The 14914-nt window shown below is 46.1% G+C and carries 10 protein-coding genes; 5 read left to right on the forward strand and 5 right to left on the reverse strand.

Translation table 11 applies throughout. The features are described 5' to 3' along the window. Positions 1 to 23: 23 nt before the first annotated feature. Together BCU07_RS00220 and tldD are read left to right on the forward strand one after the other, a co-directional pair. Positions 24 to 836, forward strand: a complete 813-nt coding sequence (locus BCU07_RS00220; protein ID WP_017061365.1) for a carbon-nitrogen hydrolase family protein — start codon at positions 24 to 26, stop codon at positions 834 to 836. A gap of 19 nt (positions 837 to 855) precedes the next feature. Next, the gene (gene tldD, locus BCU07_RS00225; RefSeq protein ID WP_017061366.1) at positions 856 to 2301 is read left to right on the forward strand and encodes a metalloprotease TldD; all 1446 of its coding nucleotides are present in this window, start codon (positions 856 to 858) and stop codon (positions 2299 to 2301) included. A 108-nt stretch (positions 2302 to 2409) separates the two neighbouring features. Here tldD and BCU07_RS00230 read toward each other — a convergent pair whose 3' ends face one another. Then, positions 2410 to 3789 (reverse strand): PhoH family protein, encoded by a 1380-nt coding sequence (locus BCU07_RS00230; RefSeq protein ID WP_017062953.1) that lies wholly within the window; start codon positions 3787 to 3789, stop codon positions 2410 to 2412. Between the two features lie 466 nt (positions 3790 to 4255). On the opposite strand from BCU07_RS00230, the gene rapA reads away from it, so the two are divergent. Then, the gene (gene rapA / locus BCU07_RS00235) at positions 4256 to 7165 is read left to right on the forward strand and encodes an RNA polymerase-associated protein RapA (RefSeq protein ID WP_017062952.1); all 2910 of its coding nucleotides are present in this window, start codon (positions 4256 to 4258) and stop codon (positions 7163 to 7165) included. A gap of 92 nt (positions 7166 to 7257) precedes the next feature. Here the strand turns inward: rapA and BCU07_RS00240 are convergent, their stop codons facing one another. After that, positions 7258 to 8535, reverse strand: coding sequence for an NRAMP family divalent metal transporter (locus BCU07_RS00240; RefSeq protein ID WP_102428417.1), 1278 nt, complete (start codon positions 8533 to 8535; stop codon positions 7258 to 7260). A 158-nt stretch (positions 8536 to 8693) separates the two neighbouring features. Here BCU07_RS00240 and rluA point away from each other — a divergent pair, with 158 nt between their 5' ends. Continuing rightward, complete coding sequence (rluA, locus tag BCU07_RS00245; protein ID WP_102428416.1) at positions 8694 to 9428, forward strand: bifunctional tRNA pseudouridine(32) synthase/23S rRNA pseudouridine(746) synthase RluA; 735 nt, start codon at positions 8694 to 8696, stop codon at positions 9426 to 9428. Between the two features lie 34 nt (positions 9429 to 9462). After that, positions 9463 to 10425 carry a D-2-hydroxyacid dehydrogenase gene (locus BCU07_RS00250; RefSeq protein WP_102428415.1) on the forward strand — a complete coding sequence of 321 codons (963 nt, stop codon included), beginning with the start codon at positions 9463 to 9465 and terminating at the stop codon, positions 10423 to 10425. Between the two features lie 84 nt (positions 10426 to 10509). Here BCU07_RS00250 and BCU07_RS00255 read toward each other — a convergent pair whose 3' ends face one another. The 3 genes from BCU07_RS00255 to BCU07_RS00265 form a co-directional block, all read right to left on the reverse strand. After that, positions 10510 to 10947 carry a universal stress protein gene (locus BCU07_RS00255; RefSeq protein WP_004740830.1) on the reverse strand — a complete coding sequence of 146 codons (438 nt, stop codon included), beginning with the start codon at positions 10945 to 10947 and terminating at the stop codon, positions 10510 to 10512. A 104-nt stretch (positions 10948 to 11051) separates the two neighbouring features. After that, positions 11052 to 13631 (reverse strand): TRAP transporter permease, encoded by a 2580-nt coding sequence (locus BCU07_RS00260; protein WP_102428414.1) that lies wholly within the window; start codon positions 13629 to 13631, stop codon positions 11052 to 11054. A gap of 255 nt (positions 13632 to 13886) precedes the next feature. Continuing rightward, a complete protein-coding gene (locus BCU07_RS00265) occupies positions 13887 to 14855 on the reverse strand; it encodes a TAXI family TRAP transporter solute-binding subunit (protein WP_017061374.1) in 969 nt (322 codons plus the stop codon). Positions 14856 to 14914: the final 59 nt, after the last annotated feature.

Below are 14914 nucleotides of genomic sequence, written 5' to 3' on the forward strand. Positions count from 1 at the left end.
TAATGAATGGAGGAGCGATACACATGGATTGTGTTGGGTTGATTCAAATGACATCTGGCCCCAGCCCTGAATTGAACTTTGAGTACCTTGCTCAAGAAGTTGCAAAGTGCAAAGAGTTGGGGGCTAAGTGGGTTGTTTGCCCTGAAAACGCGTTAGTTTTTGGCAGTAAAGCCGACTATCACCAGTGTGCTGAGCCTTTTAATGATGGCCCACTGCAAAAGAAAATCTCTGAGCTAGCAAAGCTTCACAGAATTTGGATCGTCATTGGCAGTATGCCGATAAGCACAACTAACGGAGTGACGACCACCACCTTGGTGATTGATGATTTTGGTTGCCTCGTTGCTCATTACGACAAGCTACACATGTTTGATGTGGATGTCGCTGACGCCCATAAGTGCTATCGAGAGTCGGATATTTTCACTCCGGGCAACCAAGTTGTGACAGCGGAAACGCCTTTTGGTCGCTTAGGTTTGAGTATTTGTTATGATGTGCGCTTTCCACACTTGTATTCAGAGTTACGTAAGCAAGGGGCACAAATCATTGTGGTGCCTGCGGCTTTTACAGCGGTAACGGGTCAAGCGCACTGGGAAGTACTATTAAGATGCCGCGCGGTTGAAACACAGTCGTGGATTGTCGCGGTAGGTCAAGGCGGAAAACACCCTTGCCAAAGAGAAACATGGGGACACTCAATGGTGGTTGATCCATGGGGACGAGTGGTCGCACAGTTAGACCAAGATCCTAAAAGTATGGTGGTTGAGATAGACACATCCAGTTGCGAGTCCATTAGGCAAAATATGCCCATCGCGCAACACTCTCGATTTACCAATCAATTTTAATTACAAACAAGAGCCATCTATGAGCATTAATCAAATTGAAGAAGCGCTACTGAACCCGACAGGGCTTACGGAGCAAAATATCGCAGATACATTGGCGAGTATTGCTACCCGCCAAATTGATTATGCTGATATCTACTTTCAGTCAAGCTGGCACGAATCTTTAGTGCTAGAAGACAGCATTATTAAAGACGGCTCTTTCAATATCGATTGCGGTGTTGGCGTTCGTGCAGTATCTGGTGAAAAGACTGGTTTTGCTTACTCTGACCAAATCCAATTGGATGGTCTTAAGCAGAGCGCAATTGCGGCTCGTGGTATTGCTAAACAAGGTCAAAACGGCAAGGTTCAAGCGTTCAAACGCAACTCTAATCAAGCTTACTATGATGCAGTTAACCCGCTTGCGAGTTGGGAAAAACAGCAGAAAACAGAATTACTAAAATCATTAGATGCTTACATTCGCACTAAAGAGCCGATGGTGACTGAAGTATCGGTGAGTTTAAGTGGTGTGCATGAGCAGATGCTGGTTGCTGCGACTGATGGCACTTACGCTGGTGATATTCGTCCGCTGGTTCGCTTGTCTATTAGCGTACTTGCACAGAAGGGTGATCGTCGTGAGCGTGGTAGCGCTGGTGGTGGTGGCCGTTTTGGTTACGACTTCTTCTTAAGTGATGACAAAGGCACTCAAGTTGCTTACCAATTTGCGGATGAAGCGATTCGCCAAGCATTAGTTAACCTTGAAGCAGTGGCTGCGCCTGCTGGTGCCATGCCTGTGGTTCTTGGTTCTGGTTGGCCGGGCGTTCTGCTGCATGAAGCGGTAGGCCACGGTTTAGAAGGCGACTTCAACCGTAAAGAGTCGTCAGTATTCTCTGGCAAAGTTGGTGAGCAAGTAACTTCAAGCCTATGTACGATTGTCGATGACGGTACATTAACGGATCTACGCGGTTCATTGAACGTCGATGATGAAGGTGTTAACGGTCAGTACAATACGTTAATCGAAAACGGCATCCTAAAAGGTTACATGCAAGATAAGCTGAACGCTCGTCTAATGGGTGTAGCACCGACAGGTAATGGTCGTCGTGAGTCATACGCGCATCTTCCAATGCCACGTATGACGAATACATACATGCTACCGGGCGAACACACACCGGAAGAGATCATCGCGACGGTTGAGAAAGGTATCTACGCACCGAACTTCGGTGGCGGTCAGGTCGATATCACATCAGGTAAGTTCGTATTCTCAGCGTCTGAAGCGTACATGATTGAAAACGGTAAGATCACTCACCCAGTGAAAGGCGCGACGCTAATCGGTTCTGGTATCGAAGCGATGCAGCAGGTGTCTATGGTGGGTAACGACCTAAGCATCGACCGTGGTGTGGGTGTGTGTGGTAAGGCTGGTCAAAGTGTGCCAGTGGGTGTTGGTCAACCAACATTGAAACTAGACTCGCTAACCGTTGGTGGTACTGAGTAATTCAGACTAACCTCTGCCGACTTACTTCAAAATATTAAATTGAAAAGCGCCTCCAATGTGAGGCGCTTTTTGTTTTTAGATTACTGATTCAGTGAGCGTATAGAGTCACTACATGTTCTCTTCCGCAAACTCAGCTAGTCGGCTACGCACCACACCATTGAGGTGGATGTTGGCACTGCCTTCGAAGTTTTTAAAACGCTCAACCATGTAGGTTAAGCCTGAAGTCACAGGGGTTAGGTAAGAAGAATCTATCTGCGCTAAGTTACCTGAGCAGACGATCTTAGTACCTTCACCACAACGGGTGATGATGGTTTTTATCTGTGAAGCGGTGAGGTTCTGACACTCATCCAAAAGCACAAAGGCATTTTGAATCGAGCGGCCACGCATGAAGTTGATTGATTTGAACTGGATATTGGCTTTGTCACAGATGTACTTCATCGAGCCCTCTGTGCAGTGGTCGTTCTTGTGCAGCGCTTCCAGTGTATCGGTCACTGCGGCTAACCAAGGTAACATTTTCTCTTCCTCTGTACCCGGAAGGAAACCTATCGATTCACCAATATCAGGGGTGTTGCGGGTTACGATGATCTTATCGAACTGTTTGCGCTCAATGGTTTGTTCAAGTGCAGCAGCCATAGCAAGCAGTGTCTTACCACTACCTGCGGCGCCAGTGAGAATCACAAGATCAATATCAGGGTCGAGCAGCGCATCTATCGCCATGCCTTGATAAACGTTCTTTGGTGTGATGTCCCATGCCCTGCGATTCATCAGCCTTTCGCGGCTGAGGTCTCTTAGCGTAATGCTTTCCGGCTCAATCTCCTCGACTCGAGCGGCAAAATCACTCTCTTCGTCAATCACATATTGGTTGAGGAAGGTTGGCTCGAACGGCGCTCTTGCTAAGGTGTGCAGCGTCTTTCCGCCTAAACTTCTGCTCTCGACATTATCGATACCATCCCAAAATGAGCCTTCCAGTTGTTGGAAGCCTTTGGTGAGGTATTGGATATCATCAATCAGTTGGTCAGTTTGATAGTCTTCAACAAAACGTACACCGGCGCCTTTTGCTCGTAAACGCATATTGATGTCTTTGGTGATGAGAACCACTTCGCGTGGTGCGCGTTTATTTTGAAGATAGAGGACAGCGTTGAGGATTCGGTTATCGCCCGCCTTGTCATCGGCAAAGGCTTTGATGCTTTCTTGAAGTTCGTAGTCAGCGAGTATTGAAATACTGCCAGATGCATTTATGTCTTTAGAAAAAGGGATGCCTTCCGATATTTGGTCTGGTGTGGCTTCCCTGAACAGGTCTTCGAGCGTTCGAATCGCAATTCTCGCATCTCGAGCAACGTCTCTTTTACTGTCTTTGATTCTGTCGAGTTCTTCTAGCACTGTCATGGGGATAACGACATCGTGCTCTTGGAAAGAAAATATAGCGAAGGGTTCGTGAAGTAGGATATTGGTGTCTAAAACAAATAGCTTCCGGTTGGTCTCGCCCATAGCATCTCCTTGCCGACGTGCGGCTTGCCTTGCATTCATTGAACGTAGATAAAGCTCATATAAAGATTAGTATCTGATTCTGGTGATAGTCAACTACTCACCTAAACTTCATCTAGAGGAACAGCACCATATCGTTACGAGTGAATATGGTGTATTCGTTTGAGAGCAGCAATCTGCTACCTATAGATTAACCATGAATTTTTGACAGTTTGATTGCACTGGCGAAAACAGAAAAAAAGCATGAAATCATCTCCTTTAGGCGTGACCTAAATCACAGCATCGAGTAAGATTAGCGACCTTTTTCTGCACCATTTTCTCGAGATATTTATTATTGAGAGCGCACTTAAAAAGTGGCTGCAAACTAGACATTTTTGGCTATATTTTTAGTTCAGGAGCGATAATGTTCTTGTTTAAAACTGCAGTTAAGAAGACCAAATTCCAACTATAAGATTGAGGTAGTCGATTCATGACATTTGCTTTGGGGCAACGCTGGATAAGCGATACGGAGAGCGATTTAGGTTTAGGTACCGTTGTAGCAATGGATGCTCGCACAGTGACACTAATGTTTGCAGCGTCAGAAGAAAACCGTGTTTATGCACGTACTGATGCTCCCGTAACCCGAGTAACGTTTAATGTAGGCGATGTCATCGAATGCCAAGAAGGTTGGTCTCTGTCTGTCGAAGAAGTTATCGAAGACAAAGGGCTGCTAACCTACTTAGGTACTCGCGAAGATACCCAAGAAACAGAAGTCACTCTGCGTGAAATCTTCTTAAGCAACCAGATCCGCTTTAACAAGCCACAAGATAAGCTATACGCAGGTCAAATCGACCGTATGGATAACTTTGTGTTGCGTTACCGTGCGCTAAGCAACCAGTACCAACAACACAAGAGCCCGATGCGTGGCTTGTGTGGTATGCGTGCTGGCTTGATCCCTCATCAGCTATACATCGCTCATGAAGTGGGTCGTCGTCACGCTCCGCGCGTTTTACTGGCTGATGAAGTGGGCCTAGGTAAAACCATCGAAGCGGGCATGATCATCCACCAACAGGTGCTGTCTGGCCGTGCTGAACGCATTCTGATTGTGGTTCCTGAAACTCTACAACACCAATGGTTAGTAGAGATGATGCGCCGTTTCAACCTGCATTTTTCTATCTTCGATGAAGAGCGTTGTATTGAAGCGTTTGCTGAATCAGACAACCCGTTTGATACCCAGCAGTACGTTCTGTGTTCTTTGGACTTCCTACGTAAGAGCCGTAAGCGCTACGAGCAAGCACTTGAAGGCGAGTGGGACTTGTTGGTTGTCGATGAAGCGCACCACCTTGAGTGGAGCCAAGACAAACCAAGCCGTGAATACCAAGTGGTTGAAGGCTTAGCGGAAAATACGTCTGGTGTGCTACTACTAACAGCAACGCCTGAACAGCTTGGTCGTGAGAGCCACTTTGCACGTCTGCGTCTGCTTGATCCTGATCGCTTCTACGATTACGAAGCATTCGTTGAAGAAGAAGACCAATACGCACCGGTTGCTGATGCTGTTACTGCATTGTTCTCAGGTGTGAAGCTTGAAAACAGCGCGAAGAACCAGATTACGGAACTGCTTTCTGAGCAAGATGTTGAGCCTCTATTCCGCGTTATCGAAGGTGATAGCAGCGAAGAAGAGCAAGCGTTAGCTCGCCAAGAATTGATTGATAACCTTATGGATCGCCATGGTACTGGCCGTGTTCTTTTCAGAAACACACGTGCTGCAATCAAAGGCTTCCCTAAGCGTAATGTAAACCTACTGCCGATGGAGATTCCAACGCAGTACACAACCTCAATGCGTGTATCTGGCATGATCGGTGGCAAAATGGCTCCCGAAGCTCGTGCAATGAAGATGCTGTATCCAGAAGAGATCTTCCAAGAGTTTGAAGGTGAAGATTCAAGCTGGTGGCAGTTCGACTCACGTGTTAACTGGTTGATTGAAAAGATCCAAGACAAGCGCAGCGAGAAAATCCTAGTGATCGCCTCTCGTGCAAGTACGGCTCTTCAATTAGAGCAAGCACTGCGTGAGCGTGAAGGTGTGCGTGCAACCGTATTCCACGAAGGCATGTCGATTCTAGAGCGTGATAAAGCTGCGGCTTACTTTGCTCAAGAAGAGGGCGGCGCTCAGGTTCTTATCTGTAGTGAAATCGGCTCTGAAGGTCGTAACTTCCAGTTCGCTAACCAACTTGTGATGTTCGATCTTCCATTCAACCCAGACTTGCTTGAGCAACGTATTGGCCGTTTGGACCGTATCGGTCAGCTGCGTGATATCGACATTCATGTTCCTTACCTAAAAGGCACATCACAGGCGATCCTTGCGCGTTGGTTCGATGAAGGTCTGAATGCATTTGCGGAAACTTGTCCAACGGGTCGCACGGTTTACGATAAGTACTCAGATGTTCTTATCGAGATGCTGGCTTCTGGTAACACTGAGCAACTTGATGAAGTGATTGAAGAGTCTGCCAAGCTAAATCAAAGCCTGAAATCAGATCTAGAAAAAGGTCGTGATCGCTTATTAGAAATGCACTCAAACGGCGGCGACAAAGCGCATGAAATTGCAGAGAAGATTGCCTCGACTGACGGCGACACTAACCTAGTAACGTTTGCACTAAGCCTGTTCGATACGATTGGCTTGAACCAAGACGACAAGGGTGAGAATGCTCTGGTTGTAACGCCGTCTGAGCACATGATGGTGCCAAGCTACCCAGGCTTACCATACGAAGGCGCAACCATCACGTTTGATCGTGATACTGCGCTTTCTCGTGAAGACATGAACTTCATTAGCTGGGAACACCCAATGATTCAGGGCGGTATCGATCTGCTACTGAGTGAAGGTGTTGGTGCATCAGCGGTATCACTACTGAAAAACAAAGCGCTGCCAGTGGGTACTATCCTGCTTGAGCTGGTTTACCTTGTGGATGCGCAAGCGCCGAAACGCAGCGGTATCAGCCAGTTCTTGCCTAAGACGCCAATTCGTTTGATGATGGATGGCCGTGGTAATGACTTATCAGCTCAGGTTGAGTTCGACAGCTTTAACCGTCAATTAAGCCCTGTAAACCGTCACCTAGCGAGCAAGCTAGTTAACTCGGTACAAGGTGAAATTCACAAGCTAATCGAAGCGGGTGAGACGCACGTACTTCCTAAAGTGGAAGAAGTGCGTGAACAAGCTCAACGAGATATGCAGACTAACCTGAACGGTGAATTAGAGCGTCTACAAGCGCTTAAAGCCGTGAATCCTAATATTCGTGATGAAGAGCTAGAGGTAATCGAAGCTCAAATCAATGAACTGACCGGTTACATCAGCAAAGCTCAGGTTCAGCTAGATTCATTACGCTTGATTGTGGTTTCTCACAACTAGTTTTGAATTAGCGAAATGCTTCAACGAAATAAGGCCTTCATTATGAAGGCCTTATTTGTATCTGTAGCTTAATTAACAATTCAAGTAGCTGGTTACATTAACCACTTCCACCAAACAAATACCGCTAGGAAACCAAATAGGTAAACAAGACCTGCTACAGACAACCATTTTAGTTTGCTGCCAATGGCTAGCGCTTCTGGAAGCTTAGCTTTGTTGACCAAGATGAAATTAAGCAGAGCGAAGAATGGCGTTGTTGCAAACGCGAGTACCATTGCGAAATCGAGCATAGGCATCAGTGCTGCGCTAAAGAACATCACAATCGCGAGTGCCGCGATAGAGACAATGATTATCCAGCCTTGCAGCATTCTTGGGCTTGAATCTTTTTTGAATAATAGACGTTGTGATTCAGCAAGCACGCGTGAGTAGCCATCGATAACGGTAATGGTGCTACCAAAGATACAGAAGAAAGCGATAAGAGCGATTAACGGGCGAGACCATTCACCAATTGTCGAAGCGTAGATGCCGACCAATTGATGAGTAAAGCCAACACCGGAGCGAGACAGTTCAACTCCCGAACCGTGAAGTACTAGCGCGCCTAACGCAACGAATACTAAAGCAAGCAGCGCCGTACCAATGTAGCCAACGTTAAAGTCGAACAGCGCTGATTGTGCGGTCACTTCCTGCTTCTCTTTTTGGCTTTTTAGCCACATAGAGGTGATGCTTGATATTTCGATAGGCGCAGGCATCCAACCCATGGTCACCACGATAAAACCAATAGCAGCCAATGACCAAGGCGACGGTGGAACAAAAGCAGCATCAGGTTCGACTGGAGAGCCGATAGTAATGGCGACTGCAGCTAAGGTTGTGATGGTTAAGATCGCCATGATCGCTTTAGATAGTGTATCTAGAGCACGATAATGGCCAGCAAACAGAATGATCAAACAGGTCGCTAAAACGATCATGCACAAGGTGCTAGTGGCTAAATCGAAAGGAACAAAGTAACTGAGTAGGCTTGCACTGAATAATAGCAGGGCAGCGGTATTCACGACCGCAGATATGGCACTCAAGATCGAAAAGATCACAAGGTATGGGCGGCCTAGGTTAGAGTAACCTTCCACCAAGCTTTGACCCGTTCCTAGCGTGTATTGGATGCCGGCTCTGAAGAATGGATATTTAAATACGTTAACGAGGATAATGAGAGCGGCAAGCTGCCAACCATAAATCGCACCCGCCTTGGTTGAGGCGACTAAGTGAGAACCACCTACAGCCGCTGCGGCCATCATAATGCCTGGGCCAAGAGACTTAATTAAACTTGATAGGGGAGCTGAGGTTGGTGTTTTTGTGTTGGTGGTTTTAACCGTACTGTCCATCGTTTTTCCTTTGATGCTGACTTCTTATTATCTGTTACCCTATCAATACCATGTTTTGTAAAGCCGTCAACTTTTATGTACGAAAATATTGAAAATTGTATTTATTTATAAACGAATCAACCGTGAATTATTTGTTCACTAGCAATTAAGAGGCTTCAATGGCGTTAGAACAGTACACACCACCACGTGAACCGTGGATTGATATTGTTTATCAAGATGACGATATTCTTGTGGTGAACAAGCCTGCAGGCCTGCTTTCTGTTCCGGGTAGGTTACCTGAGCATTACGACAGTATGTGGAGTCGCTTGGTTGTCGAATTTCCAGAGATTCAAGTCGTGCATCGATTAGACATGTCGACATCGGGCTTGATGCTGCTCGCTAAACACAAACAAGCTGAGCGTCATTTGAAGAAGCAGTTTCAATATCGACTGACACACAAACTCTATTACGCGCGAGTATGGGGCCGATTGGAAAAAGCAGAAGGTTTGATTGATCTGCCACTCATTTGTGATTGGCCAAATCGACCGAGACAAAAAGTGTGCTTCGAGGATGGAAAACCCTCTCAGACTCGTTATATCGTCGAACAACAAGAGCCTCAAACCACACTGTTGAAGTTACTTCCTATTACGGGTCGTTCCCATCAGTTACGCGTGCACTGCATGGCGCTAGGGAATCCAATTGTAGGCGACGAGTTTTACGCAACGTCAGATGCGTTTAATTATAGCGATAGGTTAGCTTTGCACGCTTGTGAATTGAGTTTTTATCATCCGAGCACCAATCAATTATTCAAAGCCTTTGTCCCTTGTGACTTTTATCCTCAAGCACGACCGCAAATTGAACAGCACTTTGAAATTGCGCCAGAGCTTCCAGACTACAGTAAGCTAAAAGCTTAGAATGACTCAATTGACATAAACTCAAGGACGTACAATGCCGAAGTTGAAAGTGGTCTTTCTCGACAGAGCCACCATCCCATCTCAAATCCATTTAAAACCGCTCAGCTTTGAACATGAGTGGTTGGAGTATGATTTTACAGCTCCCGATCTAGTTGCAGAGCGAGTCCTGGACGCAGACGTGATTATCACCAATAAGGTTGTGCTCAACGCAGACAATTTATCTCAAGCACAACAACTTAAGTTAATAGCGGTTTCTGCGACGGGTGTGAATAACGTTGATGTTGATTACTGCAATGAGAAAAACATAGCAGTGGCTAATATTCAAGGTTATGCGACTCAATCGGTGCCCGAACATGTAATCGCGATGCTATTTGCGTTAAAGCGTAATCTCGTTGGTTACCATCAAGATATTGAAGCTGGTGAGTGGCAAAAGGATAAACAGTTCTGTTTCTTTACCCATCCGATTCAAGATATCGCAGGCAGTACATTGGGCTTAATGGGCAGTGGCAGCTTAGGACAAGCAACTGCCGCACTGGCTAAAGCGATTGGAATGAAAGTGATCTTCGCAGAACGTAAAGGGGCTGATTCTTGTCGAGAAGGGTATCTGCCTTTTGATACGGTATTGAAGCAAGCCGATGCGATCAGCTTACATTGTCCGTTAACCGAAGCAACTCGCAATTTGATTTCAGAGCCAGAGCTAGCAATGATGAAACCAAGCGCGGTGCTGATCAATGCGGGGCGTGGAGGGCTTGTCGATGAACAAGCTTTGGTTGAGGCTTTGAAAAAACATGAGATTGCAGGTGCGGGTATGGATGTGTTTACACAAGAGCCTGCGGACAAGTCGAATCCACTATTGGCTAACAGTCACTTACCGAACTTATTACTCACTCCACATGTGGCGTGGGGCAGCGACAGCTCGATTCAAAAACTGTCTGATATCTTAATCGATAATATTGATGGGTTTGTTGAGGGTAATCCGCAGAACTTAGTGAGTTGATTAAAGAATTAAATGGTGCGAACGCAAAACAAAAAAGGTTGGCCTGTAGGCCAACCTTTTTAGATTGTGTGTCGATTAAATGACTTAACCTTGCGGTTTAACCACCAATACATTGATTGGTGAGTTCTGTACTACTTTGCTTGCAACCGAGCCAAGTACCACTTTGTCGATTTTTGAACGCTTATGGCTAGGCATCACGATAAGGTCGGCGCCAAGCTTTTCTGCGTAATCAAGAATCGTCGCGTAGGTTTTACCCTCAGCAACATGAACTTTGTAAACCACTTCATCGTCGATGTGTTTGTCGGCAAACTCTTTGAGCTGATTTTTAACATCAAGCTTCATTTGGTTCGCTGCATCTTTCGGGAAGTAAGACGCCACCATCGACATGTGAATGCCTGGTAGTACGTTCAGAATGTGGATTTCAGCATTGCTGTGTTTTGCGTGCCATACCGCCAGTTCGACTGCCTTATCAGAAAAGCCTTTGTCATTAAGATCAACAGGAACAAGGATTTGTTTATACATGTATTCGTCTCTTTTTAATCAGCGCTAAGCTTTCACTTAGCACTGTAATTATCCTTTCCATGTAATAAAGCCAAATAGCGCTAAGCACTACTCAGCCTTATCCATTACGCGCTAATCTCATCCTTACGAGCACGTCTTCTTTGGTTCATCGCTAAACCAATCAAAATGATCAGAGCTGGTAAGAATACCCACTCTTTCATTGGTCGATCTGCATCTTGGATAACGGATTTGATTTCCCAATCGAAATCAATACCAGCCGCTTCTGCTGGGCTACCGAACTCAACCATATCAACAATCATCTTGCCTTCTGATTCAGTCAGCATTAGACCCATAGAGGCAATACGATCTTCACTTGAGGTCGCAGAATCTTCAAACGGCAGGCGAACTGTCTTTTCAGAATAGTCACCTTCTAAGTTTTCGCCACCCACTCTAAGTTCAAGTGATTGTCCCACATCCAGCTTTTCCGTGATTTGAGCAATCTCAACTCCAGGTGAAAGAACTTTCTCTGGGTAAATCATGTCCCACCAGAAGCCAGGGCGGAAGAAAGTGAAGGTTAATGCAATAAGCAGCACCGTTTCCCACCACTTGTTCTTCGTGAACCACCAACCTTGTGTTGCAGCTGCGAAGATAAGTACCGCAGTCACAGATGAGAAAATCGTTAGTGCTAAGTGCCACCAAGAATCAATGCCCATCAGTAGTAGTTGAGTATTGAAGATGAACATGAAAGGTAGAATTGCGGTACGGATATCATAGGTGAAGCCTTGGATACCAGTACGAATCGGATCTGATTTCGCAATTGCCGCTGCTGCAAACGCCGCGAGACCTACCGGAGGTGTATCATCCGCAAGAATACCGAAGTAGAACACAAATAAGTGAACCGCAATCAGTGGAATGATCAAGCCGTGCGCTGCGCCTAGGGTCACGATTACCGGAGCCATCAGCGTTGATACAACGATGTAGTTCGCCGTTGTTGGCAAGCCCATACCTAAGATCAAGCTGATTACTGCAGTGAATAGCAACATAAGAATGATGCTACCGCCTGAGATAAACTCAACGAAGTCCGTCATTACTAGACCGATACCCGTTAGAGTCACCACGCCTACAACCGTACCTGCAGCCGCTGTCGCGACACCGATACCAATCATGTTACGTGCGCCTGAAACCAAGCTCTCTGCGAGATCAACGAAGCCAGCTTTAGTTTGCTCTGCAAGATCGTCTGATTTGTTCATCAGAGTCATTAACGGACGCTGAGTGATCAGAATGAAGATCATGAACACGGTCGCCCAGAATGCCGACAGACCTGGAGAGAAACGTTCAACTGTTAAACACCAAACAAGTACTACGATAGGCAGTAGGAAGTGCAAACCAGATTTAATCGTTGGCCCCGGATCCGGAACTTCTTTTAGATCAGCATCGATTTCCATGCCGCCTTCAGCTGCGTATTTTGCAGATACGCGAACCAGAGCGACATAAGCGACTAATAGAGCCACCGTTACGATTGGTGTTGCAGCATCGCCAAAGACATCTTTCGTCCAACCGACACCGTAGTAAACTGCGGCACTGATAACACACAGACCTAAAATGGTACCCGTGAAAGACAGTAAGCTTTGTACGATAGTTGGTGTGTGGCGACGAGGTAGGCCAGTCATACCTGCTTTACATGCTTCTAGATGAACAATGTAAATCAGAGCGATGTAAGAGATCAGAGCGGGCAGTAGCGCGGCTTTGATTACTTCTACATACGAAATGCCCACATACTCAACCATCAAGAAGGCTGCTGCACCCATGATAGGTGGTGTTAATTGACCATTGGTTGAAGCCGCGACTTCTACTGCGCCTGCTTTAGTGCCCGGGAAACCAACACGCTTCATTAGCGGGATAGTAAAGGTACCCGTGGTTACCACGTTCGCGATAGATGAACCTGATACCAAACCAGACAGACCTGATGCGACAACGGCTGCTTTCGCTGGGCCGCCTTTCATGTGACCAAGCAGTGAGAATGCAACTTTAATAAAGTAAGCACCGGCGCCAGCACGTTCTAGCATTGCACCAAACAGTACAAACAAGAATACGAATGACGTTGATACGCCAAGTGCCACACCGAATACACCTTCAGTTGTTAGCCACAGATGCGACATTGCCTTGTTCAGGCTCGCACCTTTGTGGGCAATAACGTCCGGCATGTGAGGGCCGCCAAAGGTATAAAGTAGGAATACTGCTGCCACAACCATAAGAGGTGGACCCAAAGCGCGTCGTGTTGCTTCAAGCAGTAAAACCATACCGAATACAGCCGCAACAATATCGAATGTTGTTGGTGCGCCCGATCGCTCAGCGAGTTCAGTATAGAAAATATAGATATAAGAAGCTGAAAAGCTACCTACAAGCGCTAATATCCAATCGACTGCGGGGATGCGATCCCTAGGCGAATTCTTCATGGCTGGATAAGCGGTAAAGGCTAGGAAAATAGCAAACGTAAGGTGAATTGCTCGAGCTTCAGTGTCGTTTAAAATTGCGAAGTTAAAAATGAACGGCAGCGGAGATGCATACCAAAGTTGGAACAGTGACCAACATAGAGGCACAAACCATAAAATACGGCCTTGGATACCACGAGGGCTACGCGCACCAGTATCTGATTGTGCCACCATTTCTTGCACATCTGGAGACGGTGATGTTGTCTGCGTCATGTACTTTATCCTTATTATTGATGGTCTGCCTTTTCTTACGAACAACCAAACGTTATTTATTTCCTATCTAGTGTAGTGAATGGATAGGGAAATGCGTTTTTTGTTCGTCTTTGTCTTAGGCTTGATACGAAGGTAAGTCCTCCAAATTGGAGAAACTTAAAGGGCTGTTCTTTTCACTTAAATTATTTTTATAAAACGTGAAAAGCCAATAAGGAGGGCTAGCCTCCTTATTGGTGTAGTAGGCTTAAAGTAGAGTTACTTTAGAAGGCCCACTTCTTTGTAGTATTTTGCTGCGCCTGGGTGAAGAGGGATAGAGATACCCGCTTTAACCATGTCTTCTTTTTTCAGGTTAGCAAATGCTGGGTGTAGGCGTTTGAAAGTGTCAAAGTTTTCAAACACTGCCTTAGCAACGTTGTATGCAACTTCTTCAGAAACGTCTGAAGTTGTTACCATAGTAGCTGCAACACCGAAGCTGTTTACGTCAGCGTCAGTACCACGGTACATACCAGCAGGAACTGTGCTGTAAGCGTAGTATGGGTTTTCAGCTACGATCTTGTCGATCTGTGGACCTGTTGCTGAAACCAGTTTTGCATCACAAGACGTTGTTGCTTCTTTGATTGATCCGTTCGGGTGACCAACCATGTAGATGAATGCATCAATTTTGTTATCACAAAGTGCTTGTGAACGCTCAGAACCTTTAAGTTCAGAAGCAAGCTTGAAGCTGTCGTTAGTCCAGCCCATAGCGTCCATTACAACACCCATCGTTGCACGGTCACCAGAACCTGGGTTACCAATGTTTACACGCTTACCTGCTAGGTCAGACACATTGTTGATGCCAGCATCAGTACGAGCGATGATGTTGAACGGTTCTGTATGTAGAGAGAACATCGCGCGAAGTTTCTTGTATTCGCCCTGATCTTTGAACTTACTTGTACCGTTGTAGCCGTGGTATTGCCAGTCCGATTGAACAACACCGAAATCTAGTTCACCAGCACGGATGGTGTTAACGTTGTAGATTGAACCACCAGTAGACTCTACAGAACAACGAATGTTGTGGTCTTTGCGGCCCTTGTTCACTAGCTTACAAATCGCACCACCAGTTGGGTAGTAAACACCCGTAACTGAACCAGTACCAATCGTGATGAACTCTTGAGCGTTAACAGCGCCAGCGCCCATTACAGCAGCTGCAATAGCACCAACTTTAATAAGTTTGGTAAATGCCATGAATTTCCCTTCCTTTATTCATTATTAACCCTGAAACAAGTGTAGTTGCTTCAGGAGTT

Source organism: Vibrio sp. 10N.261.54.E10 (assembly GCF_002877735.2).
GTDB lineage: Bacteria > Pseudomonadota > Gammaproteobacteria > Enterobacterales > Vibrionaceae > Vibrio > Vibrio crassostreae_C.

Coding starts and splice junctions, on each gene's coding strand:
- BCU07_RS00240 (WP_102428417.1), bottom strand. CDS start 8,535: ATGGACAGTACGGTTAAAACCACCAACACAAAAACACCAACCTCAGCT.
- BCU07_RS00255 (WP_004740830.1), bottom strand. CDS start 10,947: ATGTATAAACAAATCCTTGTTCCTGTTGATCTTAATGACAAAGGCTTT.
- BCU07_RS00260 (WP_102428414.1), bottom strand. CDS start 13,631: ATGACGCAGACAACATCACCGTCTCCAGATGTGCAAGAAATGGTGGCA.
- rluA (WP_102428416.1), top strand. CDS start 8,694: ATGGCGTTAGAACAGTACACACCACCACGTGAACCGTGGATTGATATT.
- BCU07_RS00265 (WP_017061374.1), bottom strand. CDS start 14,855: ATGGCATTTACCAAACTTATTAAAGTTGGTGCTATTGCAGCTGCTGTA.
- rapA (WP_017062952.1), top strand. CDS start 4,256: ATGACATTTGCTTTGGGGCAACGCTGGATAAGCGATACGGAGAGCGAT.
- tldD (WP_017061366.1), top strand. CDS start 856: ATGAGCATTAATCAAATTGAAGAAGCGCTACTGAACCCGACAGGGCTT.
- BCU07_RS00220 (WP_017061365.1), top strand. CDS start 24: ATGGATTGTGTTGGGTTGATTCAAATGACATCTGGCCCCAGCCCTGAA.
- BCU07_RS00230 (WP_017062953.1), bottom strand. CDS start 3,789: ATGGGCGAGACCAACCGGAAGCTATTTGTTTTAGACACCAATATCCTA.
- BCU07_RS00250 (WP_102428415.1), top strand. CDS start 9,463: ATGCCGAAGTTGAAAGTGGTCTTTCTCGACAGAGCCACCATCCCATCT.